Consider the following 14703-nt stretch of genomic DNA (forward strand, 5'->3'; position numbering starts at 1 on the left):
AACTTCCCGCCGCTGTGGACCGAGTGGAACGGCAAGTACCGCGACACCGTCCGCGACTTCTGGCGCGGCGAGCCGGTCAAGGGCGAACTGGCCTCGCGCCTCGCCGGATCGAGCGACCTGTACCAGGACGACGGGCGCCGACCGGTGGCCTCGATCAACTTCATCACCTGCCACGACGGCTTCACCATGGCCGACCTCGTCTCCTACAACGACAAGCACAACGAGGCCAACGGCGAGAACAACCGGGACGGCACCGACGACAACCGCTCCTGGAACCACGGGGTGGAGGGCCCCACCGAGGATCCCGCGATCCTCACGCTGCGCCGCAGGCAGGTCCGCAACTACCTCACCACCCTGTACCTGTCGCAGGGCGTGGTGATGATCTCGCACGGTGACGAGATCGGGCGTACCCAGGGCGGCAACAACAACGCGTACTGCCAGGACAACGAGATCGCCTGGATCGACTGGGAGGGGGCGGGGATGACCGGCGACTACCCCGGCAACGACCTCCTGGCCTACGTTCGCGACCTGGCGCGGCTGCGTCGCGAACACCCGGTCTTCCGGCGCCGGCGCTTCTTCCAGGGGAGCCCGGTTGAGAGCACCAGGGCGGGGGCGGACGGGCTGCCGGACATCTCGTGGCTGCGCCCGGACGGCTCGACCATGGAGGGCGACGACTGGGACACCGGCGAGCGGGCTCTGGGGGTGTTCCTCAACGGGGACGCCATCACCGAACCCGACTCGCGCGGGCGCCGCATCCGCGACAGCTCCTTCGTGCTGCTGCTCAACAGCGGCCCCGAGACGGTGGAGTTCAAGCTTCCGGGCACCGAGTACGGCATGGCCTGGGAGACCGTGCTGGACACCGCCGATCCGGACGTGGAGGGGCGTCCGTTCGTCACGGCGGGGGGACCCGTCCGGGTGATCGACCGCGCCCTGACTCTGCTGAGGCGGGTCTCACACCGCCACGGCTGACCGGGCACGCGTCCGGAGCGGCTCCCCCGGGCCGGAGGGGCCGGGGAGGGGCCGGGTCCCTCGACGGGACCCGGCCCTACGCCGTACACCCGGTCCGCACCCCTAACCTGGGTGACCATGTCGAGCAAACACAGCGCGGACCCCGCCCCGGAGCCCGCCCGCTTCCGCGAACTCCTGCCCGTCCCCGGCAACACCGACGTGGACCTGGCCCAGGCCTACGCCTATCCTCTGGCCCTGGACCGGCCCTGGCTGCGCGCCAACATGGTCGCCAGCGCCGACGGCGGGGCGATCGGCCCCTCGGGGCGCAGCCGCGACCTGTCCTCGGACCCCGACCGCAGGGTCATGGGGCTGCTGCGCGGACTGTGCGACGTCGTCCTCGTCGGCGCCGCCACCGCGCGCAAGGAGGGCTACCGGCCGGTGCGGCCGCGCGAGGTGTGGGACCGGCTGCGTGAGGGCCGTCCGGCCACGCCTCGCGTCGCGGTGGTCTCGCGCTCACTCGAAATCGACGCGGAGCTGCTCACCACGGCACCCGACGACGCCCGCACGATCGTGTTCACCGTCGCGGACGCCCCCGCCGAACTCCGGGAGTTCGTGGCCGAGCACGCCGATCTCGTGGTGGTCGACGGCGTCTCGGTGGGACCCGAGCACATCGTGAACGCCTTGGCCGAGCGAGGCCTGTACCGAGTGCTGACCGAGGGCGGCCCGCACCTGCTCGCGGAGTTCGTGGCGGCGGGGCTGCTGGACGAGCTCTGCCTGACGGTGAGCCCGCACCTGCTGGGCGCGGGATCGCCCCGCATCGTCACCGGCGGCCCGGGGACGCCCGGCACCCTGGAGCACACCTCCGCGAAGAGCACACCCGTGCGGATGGCGCACCTGCTGGAGGCGCAGGGCCACCTGTTCACGCGTTACCTGAGGGAATAGGGGCCCGCGCGGGTCCTCCCCATAACCGCTCGGTTTCGGCCACCCCACAACGACGCATGAACCATCCCGCAACCGGACATACCCGTTGTGTGCCTCCCTAGGGAGGCACACCGAATGGACACACCGCACCGGCGGGGCTCACCGGTGCGGCCCCTGGGCGAGAGGATGAACGTGGTGCCGACGTCCGAGAACGGGTCCCCTCCGGTGTACCGGGAGATTGCCGAGGAACTACGAGGACGGATCCGCTCCGGACGGTACGCCGACGGCGACCGCCTCCCCGGGGAGAACGCCCTCATGGAGCGCCACGGCGTCGCCCGGGCGACCGCCCGGCAGGCCCTGTCCGTACTCATCAACGAGGGCCTGGCGGTGGCGGTGCGCGGGTCCGGTATCTACGTGCGCGCCTTCCGCCCCCTTCGAAGACACGGCGCCCGACGCCTGTCGAAGGACCTGTGGGGTGCCGGACGGGCCATCTGGCAGACCGACGGCGACACACGCGGGTACGAGGTGGCGGGGCTCGTCGTCGACGAGCTCGTCCCCCACGACCACGTCCTGCGGGCCCTGGAACTGGACGAGGGATCCACCGTGGTGCGCCGCTCCCGGCGCTACCTGGTGGACGGACGACCGGTGCAGAGCGCCGTCTCGCACCTGCCCCCGCACCTGTGGGCGGGACGGGAGGAGGCCCCCGCCGCGCGCCGCGTCCGGGCCGAGGACAGCGGCCCCGGGGGCATCTACGCGCGGCTCGCGGAACTCGGGAGCGCCCCCGCGCACTTCACCGAGGAGATCCGGGTGCGCATGCCCACACCCGAGGAGGCGAAGGAGCTGAACCTGGCCCCGGGCACCCCCGTGCTGGAGGTGGTGCGGACCGCGCTGACCGCCGACCACCGGCCCGTGGAGTTCAACGAGATCACCATGGACGGCTCGGCGTACGTGTTGCAGTACGACTTCGACGCCTGAACCCTCCCCGGAGACGTCCCCGCCCCGCCTCGGGTCACACGCGCCCCCGCGCCCGCTGATCGTGCGCCCTCCCCGCTTGGGGAAGACGGGAGGGGCGCCCCGTGTGGGGCGCCCCTCCCTCTCTCGTGGCGGACGCGACACGGCCCGCCGTCCGTCGCTACCTTGTGACGCTCGCACTCGGACTCTCCGCGGTCACGGACTCCCCGCTCGGGGTCCCCGTGAGGTGGTCGCCCACGCGCGGACGCACCACGACCGCGACCACCTCGCTCGGGACCTCGCTGTGAGGCGTCCCCTCGCTCGGGCTCTCCGTCTCCGCGCTCGGGGCTCGACCGCGACGGGAGACGAAGACCAGGTACGAGAGCGGCAGGAGGGTGAGTCCCACCGCCACGGCCCCGGCCGCCGCGAAGAACATGGCGCTGGACGAGGTCATCGCCCACTGCGCCATGCCCATCCCCAGCACGACCGCCACCACCAGGGCTCCGACAGCGATCGCCGTCACCAGCCCGAACAGCTTGCGGTCCCCCCAGGGCTCCGGCCGCGCGTACTCGATTCCGGCGACGGTGGAACGCAGGCTGAGCTCAGCGGCCCAGCGAAGCTCCCGTCCCACTCTCCGGCCCACGCGTGCGGCGCCGTCCCCGACGGCCCGCACCCGTGACCGGGGTCCGGCGGTGGTCTGGTCCAACCACCACACTCCGTACCGGATCCTGCCCACGCGCAGAGGCCGCTTACTCACTCCGAGTGCCTGTTGAGCTGTAACAGCCATGCCACCTGCCTCAGTGCACCTCGATCACTGACCCCTGCAAGAGCCGTACCCGCACGTTCGACCACCGAACGTCATCGAAGGTGAAGTTAGGCGTATGTGGCCTTTAAAGATGATTTACATAGAGCGTGGGCTTAAGCCCGTTTTCTTCACACCGTGTCCCCTGTCGGCACCGGAGCACGTTTCCGGGTAGCGTCGTCACCATGGCTGACGCAGCGGACCAGGCCCCGGACACCAACGGCGGGGCACCCAGGGACCTTCCCAAGAGCGACCAGGAGTGGCGCGAGCGCCTCAACGAGCAGGAGTACGCCGTGCTCCGCCTCTCGGGCACCGAACGCGCCTGGACCGGGAAGTACGTGGACACCAAGACCACGGGTGTCTACCGTTGCCGGGGGTGCGGAAGCGAACTCTTCCGCTCCGGCGAGAAGTTCGACTCCCACTGCGGGTGGCCGAGCTTCTTCGACCCGGCCGACACCGACGCCGTGACCCTGCACAGGGACGCCTCGCTCGGGACGGTGCGCACCGAGGTGCGATGCGCCACCTGCGGCTCCCACCTGGGTCACGTCTTCGAGGGCGAGGGGTACGACACCCCCACGGACCTCCGGTACTGCATCAACTCCGTCGCCCTCACCCTGGAGCCCACGGAGTAGGGGGCATGGCATCCTGGGTCGGGGACCGCCCGGACACCCGAACGGGACCGTCCCGGATGCCAGCCCGATCCCCGCTCCCTCCGGATCGGCGATAATCTCACCAGCGCACCGACGTTCGGCCAGAAGTCGACCGGAGGGCGCGCGCGGCGGGACCCCACCCGGTGACCGCGCACACGCGAACCCGGCCACCGCCGGGTTCACCCCTCACAGCGGTAACCGATGTGCGGGCGACCGACCGACCCGCGACGAAAGCGCTCGATGACCGACGACTCACCTTCCTCCTCCGTCTCCCCGCGCCCCCCGGCCAGACCACGCTTCGGCATGGCCCAGGGTTCCGCCCCGTGGCTGGTGCCGGCGCTCGGCGCGGCCGGCGCCGCCGCCCTGCTCGCCCGGCGTTCCCGGGCCGGGGCCGTGGCCGCCGCCCCGGTGATCGCCCTGGCGGCGGGGATGACCTGGTTCTTCCGGGACCCCAACAGGGGTCCGGCGACCGGGCGGGTCCTGTCCGCGGCCGACGGCGTCGTACAGAGCCTCGACCCCCAGCCCGACGGGCGGATCAGGGTCGCGGTGTTCATGAATCCCCTCAACGTGCACGTCAACCGTGCGCCCCTCGCCGGAGTCGTGACCGGCGTCGAGCACCGCCCCGGGGGTTTCCGCCCCGCCTTCGACAAGGACAGCGAGCGTAATGAGCGCGTCATCTGGACCCTTGAAACCGAGATCGGTGAGATCACGGTCGTTCAAATCGCCGGCGCGTTGGTCCGGCGTATCGTCCCGTATCTCGCTGCGGGGCAGAAGGTCGAGCAAGGCGAGAGGATCGGCCTCATCCGGTTCGGGTCACGCGTCGACGTCTACCTTCCGACCGGGGTCGCCCCGGCGGTGGAGGTCGGCCAGAAGGTCCGCGCCGGAGAAACCCGTCTTGACGCCGACTGAGACCGTCCCCGCAGCACGGGCCGCCTCCGACCTCTCCGAGGAGGCGCCCCGGCTCCGCCTGGGCGTGGCTGACTACCTGACGCTGGGCAACGCCCTGTGCGGTTTCCTCGCGGTGTGGGCACTGGCCACGGCCCAGGCCGCGCACCTGGCCGGGGGCGCGGCCGGACCGCTGCCGAAGTCGGCGATGGCCACGGCCGTGGGTCTGATGATGGTCGCCGCCACCCTCGACGTGCTCGACGGCCGGGTCGCCCGCAAGCTGGGCGGCAGCGGCATGGGCGCGGAGCTGGACAACCTCGCCGACGTGATCAGCTTCGGGTTCGCCCCGGCGTTCTTCTTCGTGGTGTGGGGCACCATCACGGGTGGCGCCGGAGTACTGCCCGTGTTGGCGGGCGGCGCCGTGCTGCTCGCGGTGATCGTCCGACTGGCCAGGTTCTCCTGCCAGGCCCCCGACGCGAACTACTTCACCGGACTCCCGTGCCCGTTCGGGGCGATGGCCGTGGTCACGATCGTGCTGCTGGACCCGCCGCTGCTGGCCGGGGTCGCGGCGGTGCTGCTCGTCTCGTGGCTGATGGTCAGCCGGATGGAGTACCCCAAACCGCGTGGGAAGCGGATCTACGTGGTGCTGGGCATGCTCGCCACGGGGGTGGCCTTCATCGCCGCCTGGGGGCTGGGGCTGCCCGCCGGTGAGGCGCTGATCTACCTCATGAGCGCCCTGGTACTGCTCACGATCGTCTCGCTCCCCTTCTACGTGATCGCCACCCGTCGCGCGACGCCGCACGTCGGCCCGCGCATCGAGTAGCGTCCACGGACGCCGGTCCGGCGTGACGACGAAGGACGGCCCCCGCGCCCATCGGTGCGGGGGCCGTCCCTGTCGTACGGGGGGCCGGTTACGGCAGGGAGTCGACCAGCTCGGCCACGCTCTTGCGGCGCCCGGTGTAGAAGGGCAGCTCCTCGCGGGTGTGCAGGCGGGCCTTGGCGCCGCGCAGGTGGCGCATGAGGTCCACGATGCGGTACAGCTCGTCGGCCTCGAAGGCCAGCAGCCACTCGTAGTCGTTCAGACCGAACGAGGAGACCGTGTTGGCCCGCACGTCCGGGTACGGGGCGGCCATACGGCCGTGCTCGGCGAGCATGGCGCGGCGCTCGTCGTCGGGCAGCAGGTACCACTCGTAGGAGCGCACGAACGGGTACACGCAGATGTTGTCGCGCGGCTCCTCCCCGGCCATGAAGGCCGGAACGTGGCCCCGGTTGAACTCGGCGGGGCGGTGCAGGCCCATGACCGACCACACCGCGGTGCCGGCGCGGCCGATCCGGGTGCGGCGGAACTCGGAGTAGACGCCCTGGAGCTGCTCGGGGGTGTCGGCGATCCACCAGAACATGATGTCGGCGTCGGCGCGGAAGCCCTGGACGTCGTAGCTGCCGCGCGTGGTCACGCCCTGCTCGGCGGCCTTGTCGAGGAGGCCCTGGAGCTCCTCTGCGGCGGCGGCGCGGTCCACGCCCTCCAGGCCGCCGACACGGAAGACCGACCACATGGTGTAGCGGATGAGTTTGTTGAGGTCGGTGCCGTCCTGGGCGACGGCCTCGTTCTGCTGCCCCGTCACGGGTTGACTCCTTGCTGGTTCGGTCCGGCGGCGCTCTGGTCGGCGCCGCTGGTGCGGCTGTGGTCGGTGAGGGTGTCGGCCAGGCGCGCGGCCTCACGGCTCGCGTCGGCGACACAGGCGGGGATGCCCACTCCCCCGTAGGCGGCGCCGCACACACCCAGTCCCGGGTGGTGTCGCACGCCGGACCGGACGCGTTCCACCCGGTCGGCGTGGCCGACGGCGTACTGCGGCAGTCCGTCCGTCCACCGGGTCACCCGGGTCTCCACCGGAGTCCCGCGCAGACCGGTCACATGCGCGAGGTCCGAGAGAGCGGCCCGAGCCAGTTCCCCGTCGGAACGGCGCAGTGCGCCCCCGTCTCCGAACCGGCCGATGGAGCAGCGCAGGACCAGCAGGTCCTCCCCCGGGTTGACCCTATCCAGCTCCTGGGCCAGCCAGGGCCACTTGTTACTGGAGAACGTGGCCGCCTTGATGGTCAGGCCCTCACCCGCCGGGACCAGGAAGCCGGTACCGGTGAGCGGGCGCGGGAAGGCTGCGGCGGGCAGGGCGAAGGTCACCAGCGCCATGCTCGCGTACTCGATCCGGCGCAGCTCCCGCGCGGACTCGGGTTCGGTGTCGGCGAGCAGACGGGCGGCCTCGGGAGCGGGGCAGGCGAGCAGGACGGCGTCGCAGTCGACGTGCTCCCCTCCGGTCACCCCGCCCGCGCCCTCCAGGCGCACCCTCCAGCCTCCAGGGACCCGCTCCAGGGAGTGGGCCCGGGTGCCGGTCCGCAGGTCCTTCTGTCGCGACGCGAGCGCGTCCACGAGTGAGGCGACGCCGCCGCGCAGGGAGGCGAAGACCGGTCCGGACTTGGTGGGGGCGGCGCCTCGCCCGCTCAGGCTCGTGTGCACCGCGCTCATCAGGGAGCGGTCCCGGCGGGCCATCGGGGCGATCTGCGGGAGGGTGGACTCCAGGGAGAGTTCGTCGGCCCGCCCGGCGTAGACGCCTCCAAGGAGGGGTTCGACCAGCCGGTCCACCACCTGTCGGCCCATGCGCGCGCCGACGTAGGCGGCCACAGGCACGTCGGAGCGCACCGGGGTGCGGGGCCACACCAGGTCGAGGGCGGCGCGCAGGGTTCCGGCCGGGGAGAGGACCCCGCTGCGGGCCAGGGCCCGCAGGTCCCCGGGCACGCCCATGAGCTGGCCCTTGGGCAGGGAGCGGACGCGGCCGCGGCTGTAGATGGCCGCGCCACCGGTCCCGGGGTGCACCACCTGGTCGTCCAGGCCGAGCTCGCCGAAGAGGTCGAGGGCCTCGGGTCGGCGCGCGAGCACCGCCTCGGCACCGGCGTCGACGGACACACCGGCCACGGGCGAGGCGCGGAGCTTGCCCCCCGGGACGTCGGCGGCCTCGACCACCGTGGTGGCGACCCCCCGACCGTTCAGGCGGTGCGCGGCGGTGAGTCCGGAGACCCCGCCGCCGATCACGACGACATGCGGTGCTTCAGGCATGTCACCAGCTTCCCAGATGCCGCGCGTCACAGTGATCCGACGTCCCCGAAGACGGCCGTTGCCGTCCCGTTATGGCGCGGGGGAAACGATGCCCGCCCGGGTCGCGTCGAAGCGGCATGGACACTTCAGCGTTGACGCCGCCCCGTGCGGGCCGTGCCGCGGGACTGACCGTCGCCTCCGGCCTGGCAGTCCTCCTGCTCGCCTCCTGTGGGGCCTCCTCCGACAGCGGCGCACCCGAACCCGCGAACCTGACCGCTCCGGAGCGGCAGGCAGACTCCGCGGCCGGGTCCGGGGACGAGGCCGGAGCGGAGTTCTCCGCGGAGGGCGCCTTGGAGGTGGAGGACGGAGCCGAGAGCGGCGGGGACACGGATGTGGAGGTCGCCGACCGGCGCCTGGTCCACACCGCCGACATGACCGTGCGCGTCGAGGACGTGGCGGCGGCGGCCGAAGGGGCCAAGCGGCTCACCCTGGACACCGACGGCTACGTGGAGGCCGAGAGCCTCTCCACACCCCGGGACGACCACCCCGCGGGATACCTGACCCTCCGCGTCCCGGACGAGGACTACGAGGGCGTGCTGGAGGACCTGGCCGAACTGGGCGACCGCTCCATGCTGGAGCGGTCCGTACAGGACGTCACCGAGGAGGTGGCCGACGTCGAGAGCCGGATCGAGTCCTCCGAGACCGCCCTGGAGACCCTGCGCGGCTACTTGGAGGAGGCCCGGGACGTCGACGACCTCCTGCGGGTGGAGGGCGAGATCCAGCGGCGTCAGGAGGACCTGGAGGCGCTCCAGGCCCGGCTGAAGGTGCTGGACAACCAGACCTCCTACTCCACGGTGCACCTGACCCTCCAGCCGCCGACGACCTACCTGGAGGAGCCGGTCCGGGACTCCGTCGGGTTCCTGGGCGGCCTCGAACGCGGGTGGCGCGCGCTGGTGGACCTGGGCCAGGGGCTGGCCGTGCTCGTGGGCTGGCTGCTGCCCTTCGCCGTGGTGGTCGCGGTGGTCGGGGCCTGGCCGCTGTGGGCGTGGCGCGGGCGTCGCCGGGCACGTCGGGAGCGCGACTCCGAGAAGGCCGCCGGCTTGGGAGCCGGGACCCCGGGCGGAAACGACGACGCGTCGGCCGCCGAACCGGAGCCGGATCGGGACACGGAGACGGGTCCCGGCACGAGGGACGACGGCGGGCTCCGCGGCTGACCCGGACGAAGCCCCCGGGAACGTGCCGAGGCCCGGCTCCCCTCGCGGGGGGCCGGGCCTCGGCACGTGTGTGCGTGAAGGTGCACCCGGGGCGTGTTCTTTGGATGCTTTCGCCCGTGGCAGCGGAGCCGCCGCCGAGGCGAGCTGCCATCACCCCCACCTCTGCACCTGCTGGGCAAGCTCCGCGGAGTCGCACAGCGGGGGCCCGCCCGATGGTGGCTGTCCGAGCTCCGTCGGCGCAGCCAGAGGCGCCTGGTGGAAACGCGGGGACACCGCGCCGCGGGCGTCCGTTGAGGATCCAGAAGACACGCCCTAGCTGGCGGTCTCCTCGTGCACGAAGGCGGTGAGGCGTTCGAGCATGCTCGGGTCGGTGCTGGGCAGCACGCCGTGGCCGAGGTTGAAGATGTGGCCGTCGGCGGCGCGGCCCCGCGCCAGGATGTCGCGCGTACGGTCCGCGACGACCTCCCAGGGAGCGAACAGGGTGGCCGGGTCCAGGTTGCCCTGGAGCGCCGTGCCCGGCTGGACCCGCTGGACGGCCTTGTCCAGGGGCACCCGCCAGTCCACGCCCACCACGTCGGCCCCGGCCTCGCTGAGCAGGCTCAGCAGCTCGCCGGTGCCCACGCCGAAGTGGATGCGCGGCACCTCGTACTCGCTCAGCTGGCCGAAGATCCACGAGGTGTAGGGCAGCACCGAGGCACGGTAGTCCTCGGCGCTGAGCGCCCCCACCCAGGAGTCGAAGAGCTGGACCGCGCTGGCCCCCGCCTCGATCTGGGTCCGCAGGAAGGCCAGGGTGATGGTCGCGAGGCGCCGCATGAGCTCGTCCCACAGCTCGGGCTCGCCGTACATCAGCGCCTTGGTGCGCTCATGGTTCTTCGACGGCCCGCCCTCGATGAGGTAGGAGGCCAGCGTGAACGGGGCACCGGCGAACCCGATGAGCGGCTTGTCGCCGAGCTCACCCAGGAGCTGGCCGACCGCCTCGGTGACGTACGGGACGTCACCGGGTTCGAGCTCGCGCAGACGCTTGATCCCGCTGGCGTCGCGGATCGGCTCGTCGACCACCGGGCCCACGCCCGGCTTGATGTCCAGGTCGATCCCGATGGCCTTGAGCGGAACCACGATGTCGCTGAAGAAGATCGCGGCGTCCACGTCGTAGCGGCGGACCGGCTGCATCGTGATCTCGGTGATCATGTCGGGCCGCGCACACGCCTCAAGCATCGGCACGTCGGCGCGGAGCCGTCGGTACTCGGGCAGGGAGCGCCCGGCCTGGCGCATGAACCACACCGGTGTGTGGGACACCGGGAGGCGCCGGCAGGCGCGGAGGAAGGGAGATTCTTGAAGCGTCACCCTTGAATCGTGCCATGCCCGCCCCGGTGGTCTCACTCGGATCGGCGTAGTCGGTGGTCACCGTCGGGGGAACGATCCGGTCCGGGCGGGGGCGAACCGGGTCGGACGGGCATCCGGGCGGTCCCAAGATCATCACAAAAGACCGACACGCCGGGGGAACTGCGACTCGGCGCGGGTCTGTCGTGCCACGGTCGACTCCGTGCCCACCATCACACCATCGGCGGGGCACGTCTCGACGACCCCCGCCAGGACGCGTGATCACCACCAAATGAAGGCTGACGTTTCCACCATGCCCGATGTCGGTAGCGCCGAGAACGCTCAAGAGACGTTCCGGCGAGCGGTCGAGGCCCTGCGCTCTCCCCTCATCCGCCCCGAGATCGCCGTTCGGGAGATCCCTTCGCCCCAACGGCTGGCGCCACACTCCGCCGCCGTGTCGGCCGAGGTCTCGGTCCAGGGCGAGGAGATCGCCTGGGGACGGCTGATCGTCCTGTACGACCCCGAGGGCACCCGCGACTGGCCCGGTCCCTTCCGGGTGGTCTGCCAGGCCAACTCCGAACTGGAGTCGGAGATCGCGACCGACCCCCTGCTGGGCCCGGTGGCCTGGAGCTGGCTCACCGACGCGCTGGAGGCCCACGGCGCCACCCACCACACCCTGAGCGGTACGGTCACCCGCGCCACCACCGAGGGGTTCGGGACCAAGGCCCACGAGGGGGCCACCACGGAGGTCGAGATGCGCGCCTCGTGGACCCCGGAGTCCGAGGACCTGTCCGGGCACATGAACGCCTGGCTGGCTTTGCTGGCGTCGGCGTCGGGTCTCCCGCCGCTGGACGTCACCGACATCGCACGCCAGCGATCCCGTCCCTGAGCGGCCCCCGGACGCGCCCCCGACCCCGGCGCGGAACCCGGCGGGCCGGTATCGCCCGCCGATCCCGAAACGGCCCGTATCTGCGTTCGGTGGCGACAGCGCATACCGTAGTGGTGTGGCGAACGCGTTGAACTCCAAGACAGACCCCCGCGAACCCGACGACGACGCGGAGAGGGCGCCCCTACTGCGGGAGCCGCGCGAGGGCCTGCCCGAGGTCACCTCCGACGCGGCTTCTCTCGCCGGAGTCATAGCCGCTCTGACCTCGGGTTCGGGGCCCGTCGCCGTGGACGCCGAGCGCGCCTCGGGGTACCGGTACGGGCAGCGCGCCTACCTGGTGCAGCTGCGTCGGGAGGGCTCGGGGTCGGCGCTGATCGACCCCATCGCGTGCCCGGACCTGAGCGAGCTCAACTCCGCGATGGACGGCGCCGAGGTGGTGCTGCACGCCGCGCACCAGGACCTGCCGTGCCTGACCGAGATCAACCTGCGCCCGAACCGGCTGTTCGACACCGAACTGGCCGGGCGGCTGCTGGGCTACCAGCGGGTCGGACTCGGGTTCATGGTGGAGCGACTGCTCAACGTGCGTCTGGCAAAAGAGCACTCGGCGGTGGACTGGTCACAGCGTCCGCTGCCCGAGGACTGGCTGCGCTACGCGGCCCTGGACGTGGAGATCCTCATCGAGCTGCGCAACGCCCTGGAGACGGAGCTGGAGGAGACCGGGAAGCTGGAGTGGGCCCGCGAGGAGTTCGACTCCGTGCTGGCCGCTCCCCCCAAGGAGCCTCGCACCGATCCCTGGCGGCGCACCTCCGGTATCCACAAGGTCCGCAACCAGCGTGCCCTGGCCGCCGTGCGCGAGCTCTGGTACGAACGCGACCGCATCGCGCAGGAGCGCGACATCTCCCCGGGTCGGGTGCTGCCGGACGCGGCGATCGTGGAGGCGGCGACGGCGATGCCGCGCGCCGCGACGGACCTGACGAAGATCCGCCAGTTCGGCATCAAGCTGGCCCGCCGGTACGTGACCACGTGGATGAAGGCGGTGAACCGGGCCCGGGAGATGCCCCAGGCGGAGCTGCCGCGCCCCAACGCCCCCGGTGACGGCCCGCCCCCGGTTAACCGCTGGGCCGACCGCGTCCCCGAGGCGGCGCGCAGGCTGGAGGCGGCGCGGGCGACCGTGACGGGGATCGCGGAGGACGTCGTGATGCCCACCGAGAACCTTCTGCTGCCGGACACCGTCCGAAGGTTGGCATGGGCCCCGCCGGAGCCCGTGGACCCGGACTCCGTGGGCGAGTTCCTGCGCACGCGCGGCGCCCGGAACTGGCAGATCGGGCTCACTGCGGACCCCCTCGCCGCGGCGCTCCTGGGTGCTGAAAAAGGCTGATCAGTACCCTCTTCAGCCGCTTTGAACCCAGACGTGACTGAACTCACCCCAACACGGGGGTGGTTCACGCCTGTTCCATAGCCCGCTGTCCGATTAAGTTATAGAAACGTGCTCTGAAAACTCAGGGCCGTTTCGTCAACGGGTGTGTACCGAATCGTGGGCTCACAAGGCTCACGGCTCGTGTGATCAGGGAAATGTGGTGAGTCTGCTTGTCGTTCTGGCGTGCGCTGCTACGCGAGGCGGGGTTGACGCGTTCTGCCGAGGTCGATTCGACCGAGGCCGCCATGCCCGCTTCTGACGATCAGTTCGAGGAATCCGCCGCCGTACCCGAGCAGGTGCCGGCCTCGGCGGGCGGGGTGGCCGGGCAGCGGCCGCTGCCCCAGCGGACGGCCGCGTCCGCGACGGTGGCCAAGGCCCCCACGGCCGGGACACGGGCGGCTTCGCTGGAGCGCACCCTCCAGTCCCTGGTGGAGCGTCTGGGCACCGAGCACCCGGACACCATCACCGCCCGGAACAACCTGGCCACCAAGTACGCCCAGATGGGTCGGCGCCAGGCCGCCGTGCAGCAGTTCGAGCTGGCTCTGGGCGAGGCCGTCGCCGTCTACGGCGAGGACCACCCCCGGACCGAGATCATCCGGGAGAACCTCGCCTGGGCGCTGGAGGACGTGGGCTGCCCCGCCGACGCCGCCGCGCAGTGGGAGATCCTGCTCGGCCAGCGGGAGAGCCAGTTCGGCCCGGCCGACGAGGACACGGTGGAGGCGCGTATGCGCCTGGCCGTGTGCTATCGGCGCAGCGGCCGGGTGGACGCCGCGGTGGCCCACTACGCGCGGGCCATCGAGGACGTCGCCTCCACCGAACGACGTGAGGAGCTGCGGCTGGGCATGAGCGCGGCACAGAGCATGGCCGGCCGGTACGAGGAGGCCGTCTCTCAGCTGCGCATGGTGCTGGCCGGACGCCGCCGTCGCCTGGGCAAGGGCCACCTGGACACCCTCGCGGTGCACCACCGGCTGGGCCGCGCCTACACGCAGGCGGGCCGGGCGGACGAGGCGGTCGAGGTGCTGCGCGAGGCCTACAGGGTGGCGCTCAACTCCTCGGGCGACCCGGAGGTCAGACGGTTGACCATGAGACTTCGTCGCGACCTGGCGGGCGCCTACAACGCCGCCGGTCGCCACCGCGAGGCCAACGCGCTGCTCTGAACCGAGCGACACACCCGACGCTCACCGGGGCCGGGAACTCCATGGGGGTTCCCGGCCCCTTCCCGTGCCCGGGTGTGCGCACCGGCCTCGGGGGAAGGAGCCTCCACATGCGAAAACCATTCGCGTCCATCCGCCCGCGCTGACATGATCCGTCAGTCGTCAGCCCCACCGGAGAGAGCCATGCGCGAACTGAGCCACGAGGAGATCCGTTCCTCGTTCGTCAACTGCCCCAAGGGCGAGACCAAGCGGTTGAGCTTTCCCGCGACCCTGCCGGTCCTGGACTGGGAGGACACGGACTTCCTCGGTTGGACCGACCCCAAGGCACCGGGCCGGGCCTACCTGGTGGTCGACTCCGGCGAGAAACCCCTCGGGATCGCCCTGCGACTGCCGACCGGGAGCCGCAGGACCAACTTCTTCAAGTCGATGACCTGCTCGTTCTGCCTGACCGTCCACCCCGCCGGCGGGGT

The 14703-nt window shown here is 71.8% G+C and carries 13 protein-coding genes and 2 pseudogenes; 11 read left to right on the forward strand and 4 right to left on the reverse strand.

The window, feature by feature from the left end:
* The 3 genes and pseudogenes from D452_RS0127190 to D452_RS0127200 form a co-directional block, all read left to right on the forward strand.
* A pseudogene (locus D452_RS0127190) lies at positions 1-969 on the forward strand (glycogen debranching enzyme); the annotation flags it as partial.
* Positions 970-1086: 117 nt separating this feature from the next.
* Positions 1087-1890, forward strand: a complete 804-nt coding sequence (locus D452_RS0127195) for a pyrimidine reductase family protein (RefSeq protein WP_017547286.1) — start codon at positions 1087-1089, stop codon at positions 1888-1890.
* A gap of 165 nt (positions 1891-2055) precedes the next feature.
* Positions 2056-2844 carry a GntR family transcriptional regulator gene (locus D452_RS0127200; protein ID WP_040695063.1) on the forward strand — a complete coding sequence of 263 codons (789 nt, stop codon included), beginning with the start codon at positions 2056-2058 and terminating at the stop codon, positions 2842-2844.
* 325 nt (positions 2845-3169) lie between these two features.
* Here D452_RS0127200 and D452_RS29160 read toward each other — a convergent pair.
* Positions 3170-3556, reverse strand: a pseudogene (locus D452_RS29160) (hypothetical protein); the annotation flags it as partial.
* Between the two features lie 251 nt (positions 3557-3807).
* On the opposite strand from D452_RS29160, the gene msrB reads away from it, so the two are divergent.
* The 3 genes from msrB to D452_RS0127220 all read left to right on the forward strand — a co-directional run bounded on the left by msrB (position 3808) and on the right by D452_RS0127220 (position 5980).
* Entirely contained in the window at positions 3808-4254 is a 447-nt protein-coding gene (msrB, locus tag D452_RS0127210) for a peptide-methionine (R)-S-oxide reductase MsrB (RefSeq protein WP_017547289.1), read from the forward strand.
* Positions 4255-4512: 258 nt separating this feature from the next.
* Positions 4513-5181, forward strand: coding sequence for a phosphatidylserine decarboxylase (locus D452_RS0127215; RefSeq protein WP_017547290.1), 669 nt, complete (start codon positions 4513-4515; stop codon positions 5179-5181).
* A complete protein-coding gene (locus D452_RS0127220) occupies positions 5168-5980 on the forward strand; it encodes a CDP-alcohol phosphatidyltransferase family protein (protein WP_017547291.1) in 813 nt (270 codons plus the stop codon). The genes D452_RS0127215 and D452_RS0127220 overlap by 14 nt, the downstream gene beginning before the upstream one ends.
* Before the next feature lie 88 nt (positions 5981-6068).
* Here D452_RS0127220 and hemQ read toward each other — a convergent pair whose 3' ends face one another.
* Together hemQ and hemG are read right to left on the reverse strand one after the other, a co-directional pair.
* Positions 6069-6779, reverse strand: a complete 711-nt coding sequence (gene hemQ, locus D452_RS0127225; protein ID WP_017547292.1) for a hydrogen peroxide-dependent heme synthase — start codon at positions 6777-6779, stop codon at positions 6069-6071.
* The gene (hemG, locus tag D452_RS0127230) at positions 6776-8263 is read right to left on the reverse strand and encodes a protoporphyrinogen oxidase (protein ID WP_026129725.1); all 1488 of its coding nucleotides are present in this window, start codon (positions 8261-8263) and stop codon (positions 6776-6778) included. Before hemG ends, hemQ begins: the two co-directional genes overlap by 4 nt.
* A gap of 131 nt (positions 8264-8394) precedes the next feature.
* Here hemG and D452_RS29165 point away from each other — a divergent pair, with 131 nt between their 5' ends.
* Positions 8395-9456 (forward strand): DUF4349 domain-containing protein, encoded by a 1062-nt coding sequence (locus D452_RS29165; protein WP_017547294.1) that lies wholly within the window; start codon positions 8395-8397, stop codon positions 9454-9456.
* 312 nt (positions 9457-9768) lie between these two features.
* On the opposite strand, the gene hemE is transcribed toward D452_RS29165, so the two are convergent.
* The gene (hemE, locus tag D452_RS0127240; protein ID WP_233515801.1) at positions 9769-10737 is read right to left on the reverse strand and encodes a uroporphyrinogen decarboxylase; all 969 of its coding nucleotides are present in this window, start codon (positions 10735-10737) and stop codon (positions 9769-9771) included.
* Between the two features lie 352 nt (positions 10738-11089).
* Here hemE and D452_RS0127245 point away from each other — a divergent pair, with 352 nt between their 5' ends.
* The 4 genes from D452_RS0127245 to D452_RS0127260 all read left to right on the forward strand — a co-directional run.
* The gene (locus D452_RS0127245; protein WP_026129726.1) at positions 11090-11665 is read left to right on the forward strand and encodes a DUF3000 domain-containing protein; all 576 of its coding nucleotides are present in this window, start codon (positions 11090-11092) and stop codon (positions 11663-11665) included.
* 127 nt (positions 11666-11792) lie between these two features.
* The gene (locus D452_RS0127250) at positions 11793-13040 is read left to right on the forward strand and encodes an HRDC domain-containing protein (RefSeq protein ID WP_017547297.1); all 1248 of its coding nucleotides are present in this window, start codon (positions 11793-11795) and stop codon (positions 13038-13040) included.
* Positions 13041-13249: 209 nt separating this feature from the next.
* Positions 13250-14236: a tetratricopeptide repeat protein gene (locus D452_RS0127255; RefSeq protein ID WP_026129727.1), complete on the forward strand. Its 987-nt coding sequence runs from the start codon at positions 13250-13252 to the stop codon at positions 14234-14236.
* Positions 14237-14416: 180 nt separating this feature from the next.
* The coding region (locus tag D452_RS0127260; protein ID WP_017547299.1) for an FBP domain-containing protein at positions 14417-14703 on the forward strand (287 nt) is incomplete at its 3' end.

This window comes from Nocardiopsis prasina DSM 43845 (genome assembly GCF_000341265.1).
GTDB classification, from domain to species: Bacteria; Actinomycetota; Actinomycetes; order Streptosporangiales; family Streptosporangiaceae; genus Nocardiopsis; species Nocardiopsis prasina.

Excerpts from the sequence above, each read along its gene's own strand:
- D452_RS0127195 (WP_017547286.1), top strand. The coding sequence starts at position 1,087 with ATGTCGAGCAAACACAGCGCGGACCCCGCCCCGGAGCCCGCCCGCTTC.
- D452_RS0127200 (WP_040695063.1), top strand. The coding sequence starts at position 2,056 with ATGAACGTGGTGCCGACGTCCGAGAACGGGTCCCCTCCGGTGTACCGG.
- hemG (WP_026129725.1), bottom strand. The coding sequence starts at position 8,263 with ATGCCTGAAGCACCGCATGTCGTCGTGATCGGCGGCGGGGTCTCCGGA.
- msrB (WP_017547289.1), top strand. The coding sequence starts at position 3,808 with ATGGCTGACGCAGCGGACCAGGCCCCGGACACCAACGGCGGGGCACCC.
- D452_RS0127245 (WP_026129726.1), top strand. The coding sequence starts at position 11,090 with ATGCCCGATGTCGGTAGCGCCGAGAACGCTCAAGAGACGTTCCGGCGA.
- D452_RS0127215 (WP_017547290.1), top strand. The coding sequence starts at position 4,513 with ATGACCGACGACTCACCTTCCTCCTCCGTCTCCCCGCGCCCCCCGGCC.